This is a genomic window from Microbulbifer regidiadema (SeqCode), assembly GCF_052467605.1.
In genome coordinates this window covers 4,173,078-4,190,852 of sequence record NZ_CP174316.1, presented here as the reverse complement: position 1 = coordinate 4,190,852, position 17,775 = coordinate 4,173,078, and the positions used below count along the sequence as shown (strand labels likewise).

At 58.5% G+C, this 17,775-nt stretch carries 16 protein-coding genes; 12 read left to right on the top strand and 4 right to left on the bottom strand.

Translation table 11 applies throughout. The features are described from left to right. Positions 1-46 precede the first annotated feature (46 nt). On the top strand, positions 47-391 hold the full coding sequence (locus ACJJIF_RS18960; protein WP_108734344.1) for a Rieske (2Fe-2S) protein: 345 nt from the start codon (positions 47-49) through the stop codon (positions 389-391). Positions 392-412: 21 nt separating this feature from the next. On the opposite strand, the gene sfsA is transcribed toward ACJJIF_RS18960, so the two are convergent. Further along, positions 413-1,114, bottom strand: a complete 702-nt coding sequence (gene sfsA / locus ACJJIF_RS18955) for a DNA/RNA nuclease SfsA (protein WP_444929834.1) — start codon at positions 1,112-1,114, stop codon at positions 413-415. A 261-nt stretch (positions 1,115-1,375) separates the two neighbouring features. Between sfsA and dksA the strand changes: the two genes are divergently transcribed. The 11 genes from dksA (at position 1,376) to ACJJIF_RS18900 (ending at position 14,277) form a co-directional block, all read left to right on the top strand. Continuing rightward, positions 1,376-1,813 carry an RNA polymerase-binding protein DksA gene (gene dksA, locus ACJJIF_RS18950; RefSeq protein ID WP_444929833.1) on the top strand — a complete coding sequence of 146 codons (438 nt, stop codon included), beginning with the start codon at positions 1,376-1,378 and terminating at the stop codon, positions 1,811-1,813. A 95-nt stretch (positions 1,814-1,908) separates the two neighbouring features. After that, a complete protein-coding gene (gluQRS, locus tag ACJJIF_RS18945; protein WP_444929832.1) occupies positions 1,909-2,781 on the top strand; it encodes a tRNA glutamyl-Q(34) synthetase GluQRS in 873 nt (290 codons plus the stop codon). A gap of 143 nt (positions 2,782-2,924) precedes the next feature. After that, positions 2,925-3,101 (top strand): hypothetical protein, encoded by a 177-nt coding sequence (locus tag ACJJIF_RS18940; RefSeq protein ID WP_169337099.1) that lies wholly within the window; start codon positions 2,925-2,927, stop codon positions 3,099-3,101. Then, positions 3,091-6,054 carry an ATP-binding protein gene (locus tag ACJJIF_RS18935; protein ID WP_444929831.1) on the top strand — a complete coding sequence of 988 codons (2,964 nt, stop codon included), beginning with the start codon at positions 3,091-3,093 and terminating at the stop codon, positions 6,052-6,054. Before ACJJIF_RS18940 ends, ACJJIF_RS18935 begins: the two co-directional genes overlap by 11 nt. 129 nt (positions 6,055-6,183) lie before the next feature. Then, positions 6,184-7,575 carry a sigma-54-dependent transcriptional regulator gene (locus ACJJIF_RS18930; RefSeq protein ID WP_444929830.1) on the top strand — a complete coding sequence of 464 codons (1,392 nt, stop codon included), beginning with the start codon at positions 6,184-6,186 and terminating at the stop codon, positions 7,573-7,575. 813 nt (positions 7,576-8,388) lie between these two features. Then, a complete protein-coding gene (gene pcnB, locus ACJJIF_RS18925; protein WP_444929829.1) occupies positions 8,389-9,771 on the top strand; it encodes a polynucleotide adenylyltransferase PcnB in 1,383 nt (460 codons plus the stop codon). After that, positions 9,771-10,262, top strand: coding sequence for a 2-amino-4-hydroxy-6-hydroxymethyldihydropteridine diphosphokinase (gene folK / locus ACJJIF_RS18920; protein ID WP_444929828.1), 492 nt, complete (start codon positions 9,771-9,773; stop codon positions 10,260-10,262). Before pcnB ends, folK begins: the two co-directional genes overlap by 1 nt. A 221-nt stretch (positions 10,263-10,483) precedes the next feature. After that, positions 10,484-11,170: a deoxynucleoside kinase gene (locus ACJJIF_RS18915; RefSeq protein WP_444929827.1), complete on the top strand. Its 687-nt coding sequence runs from the start codon at positions 10,484-10,486 to the stop codon at positions 11,168-11,170. A gap of 5 nt (positions 11,171-11,175) precedes the next feature. Beyond that, positions 11,176-11,988 (top strand): 3-methyl-2-oxobutanoate hydroxymethyltransferase, encoded by an 813-nt coding sequence (panB, locus tag ACJJIF_RS18910; RefSeq protein WP_444929826.1) that lies wholly within the window; start codon positions 11,176-11,178, stop codon positions 11,986-11,988. A 63-nt stretch (positions 11,989-12,051) separates the two neighbouring features. Continuing rightward, entirely contained in the window at positions 12,052-12,843 is a 792-nt protein-coding gene (locus ACJJIF_RS18905) for an acyl-CoA thioesterase (protein ID WP_444929825.1), read from the top strand. A gap of 396 nt (positions 12,844-13,239) precedes the next feature. Further along, positions 13,240-14,277, top strand: a complete 1,038-nt coding sequence (locus ACJJIF_RS18900) for an endonuclease/exonuclease/phosphatase family protein (protein WP_444929824.1) — start codon at positions 13,240-13,242, stop codon at positions 14,275-14,277. A 43-nt stretch (positions 14,278-14,320) separates the two neighbouring features. Here ACJJIF_RS18900 and ACJJIF_RS18895 read toward each other — a convergent pair whose 3' ends face one another. The 3 genes from ACJJIF_RS18895 to pnp all read right to left on the bottom strand — a co-directional run bounded on the left by ACJJIF_RS18895 (position 14,321) and on the right by pnp (position 17,609). Then, positions 14,321-14,725: a GFA family protein gene (locus tag ACJJIF_RS18895; RefSeq protein WP_444929823.1), complete on the bottom strand. Its 405-nt coding sequence runs from the start codon at positions 14,723-14,725 to the stop codon at positions 14,321-14,323. Continuing rightward, positions 14,718-15,368, bottom strand: a complete 651-nt coding sequence (locus ACJJIF_RS18890; protein WP_444929822.1) for a hypothetical protein — start codon at positions 15,366-15,368, stop codon at positions 14,718-14,720. The genes ACJJIF_RS18895 and ACJJIF_RS18890 overlap by 8 nt, the downstream gene beginning before the upstream one ends. 117 nt (positions 15,369-15,485) lie before the next feature. After that, positions 15,486-17,609, bottom strand: a complete 2,124-nt coding sequence (pnp, locus tag ACJJIF_RS18885; RefSeq protein ID WP_444929821.1) for a polyribonucleotide nucleotidyltransferase — start codon at positions 17,607-17,609, stop codon at positions 15,486-15,488. Positions 17,610-17,775 lie beyond the last annotated feature (166 nt).

Here is a 17,775-nt window from a genome sequence, read left to right as displayed (position 1 = left end):
CGGCGCTTGCGCCCTGAACACCCACTAGGCCGGGAGCCGATAATCTATGCAGAAGTACTTCCTGTGTCGCTATGACGAATTGAGCGAAGGACAATCCAAGGGGTTTTCCCTCGGCGACACTGCCGCCGGCACTGACAATGTGTTTGCAGTGATGAAAGACGGCGAGGTCTACGCCTACAAGAACACCTGTCCGCACCGGGGCATCAATCTGGATTGGCAGGAAGATCAGTTCCTCGATCCCGATGGCGCACTGATCCAGTGCGCCTCTCACGGCGCGCTATTTCTTATCGAATCCGGGGAGTGTATTGCCGGGCCCTGCACCGGCGATGCCCTGACGCCGGTACCGGTGGAATATGCCCAGGATGGTCTCTACGCACTGCTGGCCGACTGACAACTCCGCACCGCTTCTCCCTCACGGGAGAAAAGGCAGGGCCTCGGTTAACTCGACACCGGTGGCAGCGAGCTGCGCGCGGTAGGCGAGCACTTGCACACCGGCAGCGACAGCGGCGTCGAGGGCCTCGGCATAAGCGGGGTCAATTTCCCGCGCCGCCTGCACCGTCTCGATAGCGCTGTGTTGCACACAGTAAAACAGCACCGCGCGCACGCCGCTCTCGGCCAGCTTTTGCAATTCGCGCAGGTGCTTGGCGCCCCGGGTGCTGACCGCATCGGGGAAGTAACCCCGGGCTCCGTCTGCCAGGGTGACATTTTTTACCTCTACGTAGCAGTCCCCCGCAGCGCCGGACAGGAGCAGGTCGATACGGCTGTTCTCCTCGCCATAGCGCACCTCCCTGCGCAGGGAGGTATAGCCCTGTAACTCGCTGACCACGCTGGACAAAATCGCCTCTTCCACCAGGGCGTTGGCGCGGCCGGTATTGACCCCCGCCAGGGCGCCCTCCGGGGTGGTGCAGATTTCCAGGCTGTGACGGTATTTGCGTTTTGGATTGCCGGAATCGGAGTACCAGCAATCGCCCCCTTCCACCCAGCAATTTTTCATAGAGCCCGTGTTCGGGCAGTGAATGGTAAACTCCTCGCCACTGGCTGATTTCACATCGGCGAGAAAGCGCTTGTAACGGCGTAAAAGCGTTGCTTTTTGCAACGGAGGGGTAAATTTCACGGGCTGAACCACTTGGCTGTAATTTCAGGCGCCACAAAATAGCAGACAACTATTGGTAGCGCGAATCGCACAGATTTGATAGCTTCCTCGCTCTCGGTCACCGGGGGTATTGGTACCGAGAACAGGATTAGCCTGCCAGCGCAGCGAGTCACATAGGTGAAAAAAAATGCATCACTTAGAAAGATTCCAGGCTAGGCTAGATTGAATTTGGTGGTATCGCCCCCATAAAGGGGGGCCCGTATAGAAAGAGAGGCAACGACTATGCCCAAAACTGCTGCGAGCACCGAATCTCTGCACGGCTTTGAGCCCTACAAGGAGACCCAGGGCGAAGAGTACATGAATGAGAAGCAGCAGGAGCATTTCCGCAACTTGCTGTTGGCCTGGAAGGCCGAGCTAATGGCGGAAGTGGACCGCACCGTTTCCCACATGAAAGACGAGGCCGCAAACTTCCCCGATCCCGCAGATCGCGCCAGCCAGGAAGAAGAGTTTAGCCTGGAACTGCGCACTCGCGATCGCGAGCGCAAGCTGATCAAGAAGATCGACTCCACCCTGGAGCTTATCGACCAGGATGACTACGGTTTCTGTGAAGCCTGTGGCGTGGATATTGGCATTCGCCGCCTGGAAGCCCGTCCCACCGCCACTCTGTGCGTGGACTGCAAAACCCTCGCGGAAATTAAGGAACGGCAGATCTCCGGCTGATCCGCGATCGCCCAATCCATAACCAAAGTGGCACGGCGTTCGCTTGTGATCGCCCTGCTTTAAAAGGGGCGATCATCGTATCGCCCTTTTTTATTTTGAACAGTACGATTTCCTATATTGGCCGCTTCGCACCCTCCCCCAGTGGACCGCTCCACTTCGGCTCCCTGGTGTGCGCCGTCGGCAGCTACCTCGACGCCCTCGCCCACGGCGGGCACTGGCTTGTGCGCATGGAAGACCTCGACCCGCCCCGCGAGGAGCCCGGCGCGGCAACCCGTATTCTCAAATCCCTGGAAGCCCACGGCCTGCACTGGCACGGCCCCATCCAGTGGCAGAGCAAGCGCTATGCACTCTACGAGGACACCCTGTCCACACTGCGCCAACAGGGACTGCTCTACCCCTGTGACTGCTCCCGCAGCCAGATTAAAAAAAATGGCGGCCACGCCAACGACTTCTGCCGCCTTAAATCCGAGGTGAGCGAACCCTCGGCACTGCGACTAGAGTGCGCCGGCGGCGAGGAGCGCTTTGTGGATATTTGGCACGGTGAACAGCGCCAGCAGATACGCGAGGACACTATCCTCAAGCGCCGCGACGGCTTCTACGCCTACCAGCTGGCCGTGGTGGTCGACGATATCGATCAACGCATCAACCAGGTGGTGCGCGGCTCAGACCTGCTGGAGACCACCGGCGTACAACAGCGCCTATTTAAAATCCTCGGCGCCACTGCGCCCCAGTTCGGCCACCTGCCGCTGGTGATGGGTCCCGACGACAAGCAAAAACTCAGCAAACAAAATCACGCGCCGGCTATCGACGAGCGTACGCCCGCCGAGAACCTGTGCGAAGCTTTGCACTTCCTCGGCTTCAAATTGCCGAGCAGCGCCGCAGCGGAATCCCCCGAGGCGATTCTCAAGTGGGCCACCGCCCACTGGCGCCGTCACCAGGTAGATAGGCGCAACCGCCAATTGCACTGACCCCGAGCTGCACTTACCATTTCCGCGCCAGCTGCCCCTGCGGGGCCGGCTGATAACCCGCGCCATCGATTGCTCAGGGATGACTTCTCACCGGCACAGGGCGCGGGCAACACACTTTCTCTAGCGGGTTTTCAAGGCGATCTATGAGTAACCGCACACTATTAATTTTGCTGGTGCTGGTGGGCTATGTATTCTCCCCCACGATTTTCACCTGGATGATCAATCCCGTCGGCGCCTGGTATCGGCCCTTTATCCTCTGGTTCGTGCTGATCCTACTGGCGATTTTTATCCAGTGGAGGCGCAAATCAAATGAGCTTTGATATCGCCCATATTGCCCTGGTGGGAGTGGCCTATATCGCCACCCTGTTTTTTGTCGCCTTCGCCACTTCGAAGGGCTGGCTGCCCTCCCGCTGGGTGCGCCACCCGCTGGTGTATGTGCTCTCCCTCGGCGTTTCGCTATCGGCCTGGACCTTCTACGGTATTGTCGACCTGGCCTGGCAGTACGGCTACGGGGTGCTCGCCTACTATTTGGGCACCGGCGCCATGTTCCTGTTTGCACCGGTGGCCCTGGAGCCGCTGGCGCGGCTGGCGCAGCGCTACCAACTTTACTCCCCGGCGGATCTGCTGGTGTTCCGCTATCACAGCCGCCAGGCGGGGACTCTCGCCACCCTGTTTATGCTGCTGGCGCTGCTGCCGCTGATCGCCCTGCAAATCCAGGCGGTATCCGAGACCCTGGCGCTGCTGTCGCGGGATAGTGTGGCCGCCCTGGCACTGCCGGACAGCGGCGTGTCGAGCAAAAATTTAATCGCATTTTTCTACTGTGTGCTGCTGGCCGTATTTACCAGTATGTACGGCGCCACCCGCGAGCGCGGCGAGGGCCTGGCCAGTGCCATGGCGCTGGAGTCCCTGGTAAAACTGGTGGCACTGACCGCAGTGGGCGGCTATGCCATCTACGGTGTCTTCGGCGGTTTCTCCGGCCTGGATGAGTGGCTGCGGGACAATCCCGATATGCACCAGCTACTCTACACCCCCATCAAGCAGGGCTCATCCCACACCCTGCTGCTGGTGTTTATCGCCACGGCCGTGGCCATGCCGCATATTTTTTACCTGAGTGTGGCCGAGCGCCCCACCGGGCAGGCAATGCGCACCGCCAGCTGGGGCTTCCCCCTGTTCCTGCTGCTGATGGCCCTGCCGATCTTTCCCATTATGTGGGCGGGCTTTGCCCTGGATGTGGCCGGCCCGGTGCAGTACTTCTCCCTGGCGGTGCCCCGCGCCAGCGGCTCGGCCCTGCTCACCACCCTGGCCTTTATCGGCGGCCTGTCGGCGGCGACCGGCGCACTGATTATGATCACCCTGGCCCTCGCCACTATGGTGATGAACCACTGGTTGCTGCCCGGCACCCGCTGGCACTCCGAGGACAATATGTACCGGCAGCTGGTGTGGCTGCGCCGCGCCCTGATCGCCACTCTGTTTATCGCCGGCTTTGCCTTTTACCTGCTGCTCAACAACCGCCTCTCCCTGTCGGACCTGGCCCTGCTGGCATTTATCGGCTCACTGCAATTCCTGCCGGGGATTTTTGCCGTTATCCACTGGCCCCGGGGCAATCGGCGCGGCTTTGTCGGCGGCCTGCTGGCGGGCATGCTGCTGTGGGGCTGCGGCCTGTTAATCCCGTCAATCTTTGGGATTACCGGCATCACCCTGCCCGGCACCGCCCTCGAAATTCCCCTGGGCATGTCGATCTGGACTCAGATCACCACCCTGTCACTGGGGCTCAACGTCCTGTTATTTGTCGGGCTGTCGCTTCTCACCCGCGCCAGCAACCTGGAGCAGTACGCCGCTGACCTGTGCAGCGACGACACCATCGCCCAGGCTCTGCGCCTGGGACTGGATGTGGAATCCGCAGCGGATTTTCGCCTGCGCCTGGCTGAGAGCCTCGGCACCGCCACCGCTCACAAAGAAGTTCAGCGCGCCCTCGCCGCCCTCAACCTGCCGGATGACGAGCGCCGCCCCTACGCCCTGCGCCAGCTGCGCAACAAGCTGGAGTCCAACCTGTCCGGCCTGTTGGGGCGGGTGCTGGCGGTGCAGATTATCGACCGCCACTTCCCGTTCCAAAACAGCGACCAACCGGCCAACAAAGATATCCACCTGATCGAGACCCGCTTGGGCCGCTACAAGCACCAGCTCACCGGCCTGGCCGCAGAACTCAACAACCTGCGCCTGTACCACCGCCAAATGCTGGAGGAACTGCCGATGGCCGCCTGCTCTCTGGGGCGCGATGGCGAAATCCTGCTGTGGAACTACGCCATGCAGGACCTCACCGGCATCAGTGCCGGCGAGGTCATCGGCTCGAAACTGGAGTACCTGGCCGAGCCCTGGCGCAGCCTGTTGGGAGAGTTTGCCCTGTCCACCGACGCCAGCCGCTTTAAGCAGCAGGTGAGTCTCGATGGCAACAGCCACTGGCTCAACCTGCACAAGGCGCGGCAAAAGCGCAGCCGCAGCGACCGCTCCCGCAACGAGCGCGGCGATGCACAGATGCTGCTGCTGGAGGACATCACCGAAACCCAGGTACTGGAGCAGGAACTTATCCACAGCGAGCGCCTGGCCTCTGTGGGCCGCCTCGCCGCCGGTGTCGCCCACGAGGTGGGCAACCCGGTAACGGGAATCGCCTGCCTGGCGCAAAACCTCCAGTACGACTGCGACAACCCCGAAGTCCTGGAAACCGCCGACCAGATCCTGAGCCAGACCCAGCGCATCAGCCGTATTGTCCACTCACTGGTCAACTTCTCCCACAGCGGCAACCAGGACGACAGCGAGCGGGCGCCGGTGGACCTCTACGCCTGTGTGCAGGAGGCGGTCAATCTGCTGTCCCTACAGCGGGACAAGACCGAGGTCCAGTTTGAAAATCAGGTGCCGGCAGACCTGATCGCCCCGGGGGACAACCAGCGCCTGATCCAGGTGTTTATCAACCTGCTCAGCAACGCCCGCGACGCCAGCCCCGATGGCGGCCAGATCGCAATCGAGGGCTATCGCAAGCGCGGCAGCGCCTGTGTTTCGGTAACCGATAGCGGACCGGGGATTTCTGCGCAGCACCGGGAGCGAATTCTGGAGCCCTTTTTCACCACCAAGGAGCCCGGCGAAGGCACGGGGCTGGGGCTGGCGATGGTTTACAGCATTGTGGAGGAACACGGCGGCCAGCTGGAGCTGGTGAGCCCAGCCAACCGGGAAAGCGGAACTGGCGCCCGCTTTATTGTGCAGCTGCCCCTGGATCTCTGAGCTGACTGAACATTCTAATAGATCATTATTTGAGCAAAAACAACTCGATTAACGGTTTTTGAGTTGCATCGAAACGGCGCCCGGGTAAAACTAGGCGCTTACTGAGTATTTTGTAACCAGGCGTAACATATGAGCCACATCCTCATCGTCGAAGATGAAGCCATTATCCGAACGGCGCTGCGCAAGCTGTTAGAGCGGCACCGCTACAAAATCAGTGAAGCGGGGTCGGTAAAGGAGGCGCTCAGCAAGTATCGCCTCAATGAAGTTGACCTGGTTATCTCCGACCTGCGCCTGCCCGGCGCACCGGGTACCGACCTGCTCAAGCACGCCGGCGATGTACCGGTGCTGATTATGACCAGTTACGCCAGCCTCCGCTCTGCGGTGGATTCCATGCGTATGGGTGCCGCAGACTATATCGCCAAACCCTTTGATCACGACGAAATGCTCGCCACCGTGCGCCGGGTTATTGGCAAGGCCGAGCAGAATCGCGCCCAGCCCATCGCCGAAAAGGAAAACACCGGCACCATCGCCGGTATGATCGGCAGCAGCCCGGTGATGCGGGAACTCTACGCCCGTATCCACAAGGTGGCGCCCACCGATGCCACCGTCCTGGTACACGGTGAAACCGGTACCGGTAAAGAACTGGTGGCCCGCGCTATCCACGAGGAGAGCCGCCGGGCCAGCAAGCCCCTGATCTCAGTTAACTGCGCCGCGATTCCCGACACCCTGATCGAATCGGAGCTGTTCGGCTACGAGAAGGGCGCGTTTACCGGCGCCCAGAGTTCCCGCGAGGGACTGGTCGCGGCCGCCGATGGCGGCACTCTGTTCCTCGATGAGATCGGCGAGCTGCCCCTGGAGGCCCAGGCCCGCCTGCTGCGCGTTCTACAGGAAGGCGAGGTGCGGCCGATCGGCTCGATCGAATCCCACAAAGTGGATGTGCGCCTGGTAACGGCGACCCACCGCAACCTGCGCCAGCTATCGGCGGAGCGCAAATTCCGCGAAGACCTCTACTACCGCATCAATGTGGTGCAAATGACGCTTGCGCCCCTGCGAGAGCGCGGCAGGGACGTCCTCGCACTGGCAGAGCACCTATTGGAGAAGTTCTGCACCAAAATTGAGCGCCCTTTATTGCGCCTGTCCCCGGAAGCCGTCCAGGCGGTGACCACCTATACCTGGCCCGGTAACGTGCGCGAACTCGAAAACGCCATTCAGCGTGCGGTTATCCTGACAGACAGCAACAGCCGCGAGATCGACCACAAAACCCTGGATATCGACCTGGACCTGGTGCCGATCGAAGAGGCCGACGGTATCCCGCGCCCGCGCAGCCTGCACACAGACCCCCGCGAGGACCTGTCCCTGGAGGACTACTTCGCCCGCTTCGTGATCGAGCACCAGGACACCATGAGCGAGACCGACCTGGCCAAGAAGCTCGGCGTCAGCCGCAAGTGCCTGTGGGAGCGCCGCCAAAAGCTCGGCATCCCGCGCAAGAAGAGCCGCCGCAGCGCCACCGCAGAGGCATAAAACACGCCTTTCCCCAGGGGGCTCCAGCCCCCTGTTTCCCCCTTTGTCCTCCAATACCACACGACCCCCAGCGCTCTGTTACCCCACCCCCACAGGGGTTACCGCAGAGAGTGTTACCCACCCCCACCCAGAAGTAACAACTACCGCTCCTTCCGTAACGCAATGGCGCTAAGAAAAGTTCCGTCAAATTTCGTAAAGATCGTAACTTATTGATTTATAAGGATTTTTAAAAGTTGGCATACTAAGTGCTTTACTCTTAGTACAAAAATTGAAAACAGCCAACAATAAAAATAAATGACTGTTACAAGCCCTAGAACAACTCACAATAAGCGGGGCGAAACATAATAAAAATAATGGGGCGGCCGACAATAAAAGCAATGAGAGGCCAAAACCAGCAGAACAACAATAAACAATAACAATAAATCTCAAGAAGAATAAGAATAACAACAAGCGCGTTGCAAACTGACTGAACTATACCTGGGAGAGGGTGTTTGCTTGACAGCAAATTGAGAGCGCAAGGAAGCCGCTGCCTTCATACTGGTAATAATAATTCCCATATTTCTTTTCCCCGAACTTACCGGCACCCGCATATTGCGGGCGCATTCCTTTGCGTGTGTTAGAATCGCGCCCGCGAGTCCCGATCTCTGAGGATAGATAGCCGCTGAGGCTCCCTTTCCGGGCTCGCTCCTGGGGCAGCCCAGGTACAGAGGCCCAGCAGTGCCACCGCGAACCTCCCCCTGAGGGACCGCCACTTTTAGCGGCCGCCAGTCGATGTGCGGCCGTGCACAGCGGGGCTTTCCCGGCCATCCCTAAATGGCAGCAGTCAACATAGACAGCCGTATGCTCAACAACCTGATTAGTAGTATCAAACGCTGGCGCAAGCCGGCCAGTAAAGGCCCCAGGGTTATCGCCCGCAACGACCACAACATCTCGCGCCGGGAGATCAGCCGCGCGGCCTTGACGGTTATGAAACGCCTACAGGATGCCGGCTACCAGGCGTATATCGTCGGCGGGGGCGTACGCGACCTGATGCTCGGCGGCCACCCCAAGGATTTTGATGTCGCTACCGATGCCACCCCGGAGCAGGCCAAGGTGCTGTTTCGCGGCGCCCGCATCGTCGGCCGTCGCTTTCGCATCCTGCACGCCCGCATCGGCCGCGAAGTTATTGAGGTAACGACCTTCCGCGGCCACCACAGCGACGGCGAGGCCCACGAGGCCAAGCAGTCCGAACACGGCATGCTGCTGCGCGACAACGTCTACGGCGATCTGGAGAGTGATGCCGTGCGCCGGGATTTCACCGTGAACGCGCTCTACTACACTACCAAAGGGTTTGAAATCCACGACTACACCGGCGGTGTCGAGGATATCGAGAAGCGCCTGATTCGCATGATCGGCTGCCCCGAGGTCCGCTATAAAGAAGACCCGGTGCGCATGTTGCGCGCGGTGCGCTTCGCCGCCAAACTGGACTTCACCATCGAGGGCGAGACCGAGGCGCCCCTGCACGAACTGGCGCCCCTGCTGCGCAATATTGCCCCGGCGCGCCTGTTCGATGAGATTCTCAAGCTGCTGATGAGCGGCCACGGCGAGCGCACCTTTGAACTGCTGCGCCAGTACCAGCTCTGGCAGCACCTGTTCCCGGACAATGCGGCCTATATTGAGCGCGACAGCGCGGCACTGGCCCTGTCCCAACAGGCCCTGCGCAATACCGACCAGCGTATTCGCGCCGATATGCGCGTGACCCCGGCCTTCCTCTACGCCGCCCTACTGTGGCCTGCGGTCAACGCCGAGCAGCAGAAGCTGATCGGCAAGGGCACCCCAGCGGCACCGGCGCTGGCCCAGGCGGCACAAAAAATCACCAGTTCACAGCTGGCCCACACCGCGATCCCCAAGCGCTTCTCAATTCCCATGCGCGAAATCTGGGATCTACAGCAGCGCCTGCCCCAACGCGGTGGCAGCCGCGCCCAGCGCCTGTTGGAACACCCCCGTTTCCGCGCCGCCTACGACTTTCTGCTGCTGCGGGAGGAGAGCGGTGAAATTGAAGCGGGTCTGGGCCAGTGGTGGACCGACTTCCAGCAAGCTGACGACGAACAGCGCCAGCAGATGGTGCGCAAGCTACAGCGCAGCGGCAGCAGCAGCGGTGGCCGTCGCAACCGCAACTCTCGCGGCCGCCGCCGCAAACCGAGAGCAGAGCAGTAATGGAAACGGTCTATATCGGCCTCGGCAGCAATCTGGCGGAGCCCGGCAAACAACTGCGCAGCGCGCTGTCCGCGATGGAGCAAATCCCCAGTACAGAGCTATTGGGGTGTTCGAGCTTTTACCGCAGCGCCCCCATCGGCCCCGGCGAGCAACCGGACTACATCAATGCCGTCGCCGCCTTGAAAACGGCACTGGCCCCTCTGGCGCTACTGGAGCAGCTCCAGTCTATCGAGCAATCCCACGGGCGCGAGCGCTCCATCCGCTGGGGCGCCCGCACCCTGGACCTGGATATCCTGCTGTTTGGGCAAACTCAAATTGACGAGCCGCGCCTGCAAGTCCCGCACCCACGCATGGCCGAGCGCAATTTTGTATTGCTGCCCCTGGCGGAGCTGGCTCCCGAGGTGACACTGCCCGGCGCTGACACACTGCCCGCGCTGCTACAACGCTGCCCGGAAAACCGCCTGGAAAAGGTTGGCTCGACTGAGGCCTAGAGGGCCCCTGAATAACTTCGCAATGCCCCTGGCTATCAGGGCGCGGCTGCGCAGTAGACCTCGCGCGGCGGCCTGCGCCCAATATCTGTAGCCCTCAAGGCCCGCAGAGAGGTAACGGAATTATTCAGAGGCTCCCCAGTTACTCGACGGGCGGCTCTCTCAATAGTACTTTTGCGTTTGCAACTCACCAGGGAAGCCCCCAACGAAAAGGAGTCGCTCAAGTGGTTATCGAAAAATCCGAGACCAGCACGACTGAGTTCAACCTGCCCGAGCAAACACCGCCCAAATTTATTGCGGTGGAAGGCAATATTGGTGTGGGCAAAACCACACTGGCAAAAAAGCTGGCCGCCACCTTCAATTACGACACCCTGCTGGAATTACCCGAGGAGAACCCTTTTTTAGAGCGCTTCTACCGGGACCCCAACAATGCCGCGCTATCCACCCAGCTGCACTTCCTCCTACAGCGATCACAGCAGATCCAGGCGCTGCGGCAGGACGATATTTTTAAGCCGGTGCGGGTGTCGGACTTTTTGATCGAAAAGGACCAGCTGTTTGCCGAGGTCACCCTGGATAAGGACGAGCTGCACCTGTACCAGCAGGTCTACAAGCACCTCACCCTGGAGGCCCCCAAGCCGGACCTGGTGATCTATTTGCAGGCACCGCTGAATGTACTGCAAGCCCGAATCCGCAGTCGCGGCGTCAGCGCAGAACAGAGCATAAGCGATGAGTATCTGGCCAGCCTCAATAACGCCTACGCCCGCTTTTTCCATTTTTACGATGAGGCGCCTCTACTCATCGTCAATACCGAGGAGATCGACATTGTCGATAGCCCAGAGGACTACCAACAGCTGGTCGAATATCTGTTCACGATTTCCAGCGGCCGGCATTATTACAACCCAGGAAGTTAATCGTTATGTATGCACCCTCTAAATTAGAAAAGCTCGTAACTGTGCAAACCCTGCGAAAAATGAAAGCCAGCGGTGAGAAGTTTATTACCGTTGCTCTCTACGATGCCCCAATGGCTGCGATGGCGCAAAAGTCCGGGGTTGAGACACTGCTCGTCGGAGATTCCCTGGGCATGACTGTGCTGGGTTACGACAGCACCGTGCCAGTGACCATGGAGCAGATGATCTACCACGTCGAGGCAGTCGCGCGCGGCAATAAAAAGTCCCTGATTATGGGGGATATGCCGTTTATGACTTACGCCACCCCAGAGCAGGCACTGACCAATGCCACCCGGATCATGCAGGCCGGCGCCCATATGGTGAAGATCGAAGGCGGCGCCTGGCTCGCTGACACGGTAAAAATCCTTACCGATCGCGGTATTCCCGTCTGTGCCCACCTGGGCCTCACCCCTCAATCCGTGCACAAGCTGGGGGGCTATCGGGTCCAGGGGCGCGATGAGGAGCACGCCAAGCAAATCCTCGAAGACGCCCTGCTACTCGACGAAGCCGGAGCCGATCTGCTGGTACTGGAATGTGTGCCCGCCGACCTGGCAAAGCGGATTACCGAATCCGTATCCATGCCCACCATCGGCATCGGCGCGGGCCGCGACTGCGATGCCCAGGTACTGGTAATCAATGACATTCTGGGCCTCACCGAACAGCCGCCCAAGTTTTCCAAAAACTTCCTGGTGGAGGCCGAAGATATTCCCGGAGCCCTGCGCAAGTACGCCGAGGACGTCAAGCAAGGCGTTTTCCCCGGCGAGGAACACATCTTTAAATAATACCCCTCTCACCCGGTATTTTTCTGCGGCAGGTCCCACCTGCCGCTCTCAAGCGGTAACTCTATGACTTTCGATCAATTACTTCGGGATTGGCAATCCGCACAAGGTGCCACCTCTGTGCCCGAGGGCTGGACCCAGGGGCGCGCGACATTTGGCGGCTTGGTAGCCGCAATGCTGTACGAGCAGATGGCTTCAAAACTGCCCGCCGACAGCAGCTTGCGCTCTTTTACCACCTCATTCGTAGGCCCGGTTGCCCCGGGCGCGATCGGCACCCGCGCCGAAGTACTGCGCGCCGGGCGCTCTGTCACCCAGGTGCAGGGACACCTCGACCAGGAGGGTGCGGTTATGCTGGCGGGTCTCGCCAGTTTTGGCCGGGGCAGAGAGTCATCGGTTCTCGCCGAAGGCCCCTCAGCACCGGAGTACCCCTCCCCGGAAAAATGCCTAACCCTGCCCTATATCGAAGGCCTGGTGCCGGAGTTCACGCAGAAGTTTGACTACCGCATCGCTTGCGGGGGCCTGCCTTTTAGCGCCGCGAAAGAGCGGGTTTTGGGGGGTTGGGTGCGCTTTAAGGACGGCAGTGAGGGCCGCACCGGTATCGGCCACCTGCTCGCACTGATCGATGCCTGGCCACCGGCGACACTCCCAATGATGAAAGAGCCGGCGCCCGCCAGCTCATTAACCTGGACCGTGGAGTTTATGGAGCCACTGCCAGAGCGCAGCGCTTCTGACTGGTGGCAATACCAGGCCGAAGTGGAGCAGGCTGAGGATGGCTACGCCGTAATCCAGGCGCGCCTGTGGGATGCCGATGGGCGTTTAACCGCCCTCTCCCGCCAAATGGTCACTATCTTTGGCTAATCCGCACTCGTCGAGCAAAGCGCCATTGACCGCCCCCCAATAAATACCCCGGTTCCACGGATGGAACCCTTTAAGCGGCCCTAAAGAATTTGGCAATTTTGCTGCGCTCTTTAGGCCACGCTGAGTAATATTTCCCCAGCCCACTTAACCCGACTAAAAAACCATTTATTGCTCACCGGGAAATATACAATTTTTGTGTTTTTTATTATGTTTTGGTGAAGAAAAATAATCTGCGGCTTTTTTACAAATAAATAAAATAAAATAAACCTGCCTTACTCCGATTTGTAACCTACGCTATCCATCATCCCCACCGGCGAAACAAAGAGGTCCCGCGAATAAAAAATCGTTTTTCGCCCACCACAAAATAATCAGCGATAACAAGTCTGGAGAATAACAGTGATAAAAAGACTATTAATTTCCCTCACCCTACTATTTAGCCACTCTGCTGCCGCAGTAGATTTTGAGGACATATGGGATGCTATAACCTCGTGTAACTGGTTTGAATTTATTGGCGACGTCGATGACACCGGCTCAAAGGATCTCGATGGCTACGACTACGGTGACAGCGAATTTCCCGATGCCAACTCCGGCAACTTTGACATGATCGTCTACAACATGGATGGCTTTTTAGAGTGTATTGGCGGCAATAGCACATCTGATTTTAAACAGATCATTGACACATTTGACAACAACCCCAAAGACCTCTGGCTGATGCAGGAGGTGTGGAATAAAACCAAAGCCAATTATTTGGACGACGACGACAAGCTCGATAACGATACCGTTCCCTATCGCTCCAAGCACTGGAAGGGCGGCAGCACCAGTTTTGGTAACGGCCTGCTGACTTTCTCCAAGTTTCCATTCGACCGGGAAGACCGCGACAACAACGATTACTCCTTTGCCACCTATGAGGAGGAAACTTTTAATAATTGTGCCGGCAACGATTGCGATACGGAAAAAGGCTTTACCGTGGCAAAAATCGAAGTCACGAAAAACTTCCACGTGCATGTCTATAACACCCATATGGATGCGGGGCGCGAGGACGATGACCTGAATGCCAAGGCCAAACAGTTGGATCAAATAGCCGATATGATTGCCGCCCACTCGAACGATGCCACCGTTATTTTGGCCGGCGATTTCAATATGGCATTTGACGAAAGTGACAATGACTGGCGCGGTGCCAATTACCAGGCCTGGAAAGCCTTTTTTGCCCGGGTCGGCGGCCAGCACGCCTGCCAGTATATGCTGTCTGGCAGCGATACCAGCCTGGAGGCCTGCGCCGATGAACTTCAGGACACTACCGATCATGTCGTTGTTATTAACAACAACCCCAATTACACACTGGATGTCAGCAATTACTATATCAGCTCTTCAGCCTACAGCGGGTTGAGCGACCACGATCCAGTATTTGTAGACTTCTCCTGGGTTAAGCACTAAGCGAGCGACGCCGCCTCTTTCGCCGGGGATCGAAAGGGGCAGCTTACTTGCTCAGATGGGCCAGCTCGGCGGCATTCTGCTCCCAGTTTTGACCGTCGAAAGGTTCTACCTGTAAGTCCCCCGGTCTCTCGTCAAAACAGCGCGCATTCAGACTGTAGCCATCCGGGTTGGAGCGCGGCACATAAAATGATTTCACCCCGCAGTGGCGACAAAACAAGTGCTTGGCCACCCCGCTATTAAAGGTGTAACACTCCAGCTCGCCCTCCCCCGACTCCAGCGTAAAGTTAGCTGCGGGAGTAATAACGTGCAGGAAACCCACTTTCTCACACATGGAGCAGTTGCACGCGTGGGCGATCAGTTTCTGCCCCGCTTTGCGCTCGTGCCGCGCCCGGTAGCGAACGGCACCGCAGTGGCAGCCCCCGCGCAGTTCAGTAATTACGTTACTCATGTAAACACTTATCCCGTTCGAACAGTGGCCGGGCCGCTAACAGCGAAAATAGCGAAAGTCCCAGCAGCAGGTGAAACCAATTTGTGCGCGCCAACCCCAAGACCCGGGGAGCGCCGGTACCCACAAACAAACCATCCATCGCAATAACAACAGCGCCGGCCCCCAGCAACAGGGGCCCCGGTGGCGACAGGCGTCGCGGCGACATCAGCTCCATCATGGCGACCCCCAGCCACAGCAGAAGCCCCAGGGCAGAAAATACCTCTATCACCTCTTGCGGCGACAAGCTGCCACTTTCCGAAATACCAATAGACGAAGCCAATACCAGCACCAGTACTGCATAGGCGGGTCCCCGGGTACCCTGTCCAAGACCTATCCCGAAACGCGCCCAAACCAATCCGATTCCAATTAGCAGCAGCGAGCTAAACCCGGACAATTGCAGCAGGGCTCGGTGCAGCTGGGTTACGCCGGGATCGATACCGTAGCGATAGGCGCCGACCAACGCACAGACAGCGATCAATAAAAGCCCCGCCATCACCAGTAGTGCGGCAGATAAGTAGCGGGTATTGCCAAGGCGCCAGTACTGATTGGCAATCAGCAGTGCGGCGAGGGAGAGGAGAATATCGATCGGCCACAAACTATCCACTGTTTTGTCCCTTTTTTTGCAGAATTCTAATCGAAAACTGGCAACAAGCGACCATGCCATAGTGGTGCGGGCATAAAAAAACCCGGCTTAAAAGCCGGGTTTTTTCAGTTCGGCGACTTAAGCTTCGCCGGAACCTTGCTTGGCTTCTTCCGCAGCAGCGGCATCGGCCTTGGCTTCCTTGATAGAAAGCTTGATACGTCCACGCTGGTCAACGTCGAGCACCTTGACCTTAACCTTCTCACCTTCGCTCAGGTAGTCGGTTACCGCATTGACGCGCTCTTCAGCGATCTGCGAGATATGCACCAGACCGTCTTTGCCTGGCAGGAAGTTAACAAACGCACCGAAGTCCACGATACGCACCACGGTGCCCTCGTAGATAGCGCCGATCTCAGCTTCCGCAGTGATCTCCTCGATGCGGGTTACCGCCGCTTCCAGGCTCTCACCGTCTTCACCGAAGACTTTGATGCTGCCGTCATCTTCGATATCGATGGAAGCACCGGTCTCTTCAGTGATAGAACGAATAGTCGCGCCACCCTTGCCGATCACATCGCGAATCTTGTCCGGATGGATCTTCAGGGTTGCGAAACGCGGTGCGTTTTCATTCACGCTGGTACGCGATTCACCGATCAGCTTGTTCATTTCCACGAGGATATGAAGACGCGCTTGCAGAGCCTGCTCCAGAGCAGTTTCCATGATCTCTTCGGTAATACCTTCGATCTTGATGTCCATCTGCAGCGCGGTCACACCGGAGGCGGTACCCGCTACTTTGAAGTCCATATCGCCGAGATGGTCTTCGTCGCCGAGGATATCGGTCAGAACCGCATAGCCTTCGTCTTCCTTCACCAGGCCCATAGCAATACCAGCTACCGGTGCCTTCAGCGGAACACCCGCATCCATCAGCGCCAGGCTGGAACCACACACGGAGGCCATGGAGCTGGAACCGTTGGATTCAGTAATCTCGGAAACCACACGCACGGTGTAGGGGAAGCTCTCGGGGTCTGGCAGAACGGCAGCAATACCGCGACGGGCGAGGCGGCCATGGCCAATTTCACGACGACCGGTAGCACCGACACGACCTGCTTCACCTACAGAGTAGGGAGGGAAGTTGTAGTGCAGCATAAAGTAGTCTTTACGTTCACCTTCCAGGGCATCAATGATCTGTGCATCACGGGTAGCACCCAGAGTAGCAACGACCAGAGCCTGGGTTTCACCACGGGTGAACAGCGCAGAACCGTGGCCTTTTGGCAAGACACCAGCTTCTACGTTGATCGGGCGCACAGTCTTGGTATCGCGACCATCGATGCGCGGCTCGCCACGCACTACGGCGCCGCGAACGGTTTTCTTTTCCAGCTTACCGAAATAGCTATTTACATCGCCAGCTTCAACTTCCTCAGAAGCCAGGGCTTCGACCGCTTCGCTGCGCAGCTCGCTCAGGCGAGCAGTACGCTGCTGCTTGTCGGTGATGCGGTATGCTTCGGCAACCTTGCCACCAAACTGGCCTTCCAGCGCAGATTTTAGCTCGGTCTTTTCGGCTTCCGGCTGCCAGTCCCAAGTGGGCTTACCAGCTTCTGCTTTCAGTTCTTCACAGACTTTAACAACAGCCTGCATTTCCTGGTGGGCAAACAGTACCGCACCCAACATGATATCTTCCGGCAGCTCTTTCGCTTCGGATTCAACCATCAGCACCGCATCTTTAGTACCCGCAACCACCATGTCCAGCTCTGAGCCGGCCAGCACGCTGTAGTTCGGGTTCAACAGGTAGCCGTCCTGCTGGGTATAGCCCACACGAGCAGCGCCGATCGGGCCACCAAATGGGATACCGGATACAGACAATGCTGCGGAAGTACCGATCATACCGGCAATATCCGGATCCACGTCCTTCTCTGCGGACAGCACCGTAATCATTACCTGAACTTCATTCATGAAGCCTTTAGGGAACAATGGACGGATCGGGCGATCGATCAGACGGGAAGTCAGGGTTTCTTTTTCAGACGGGCGGCCTTCGCGCTTGAAGAAGCCACCGGGAATTTTGCCAGCCGCGTAGGCTTTTTCTTGATAGTGCACGGACAGCGGGAAGAAGTCCTGATCTGGCTTGGCTTCTTTGGCGCCGACAACAGTACACAGAACAACGGTCTCACCCATGGTAACCAGGGCGGCACCAGTGGCTTGACGCGCGATGCGGCCAGTCTCGATGGTGACTTGGTGTTGTCCGTATTGGAAAGTTTTGCTTACTGGATTCACTAGTTTTTTTCCTATTTCCTTACGGTTACTGGCCCATTCCAGTAACCCCTACAGTGGTTGCCTGGGCAGAGGTTCCAAACCTTCAACCCAGAGCGATACGGGGATGTACCGCTACCGACCCGGGTGGCCGGTGCAGACGCAACACAGTCGCCGGGTGTTTGCCCTG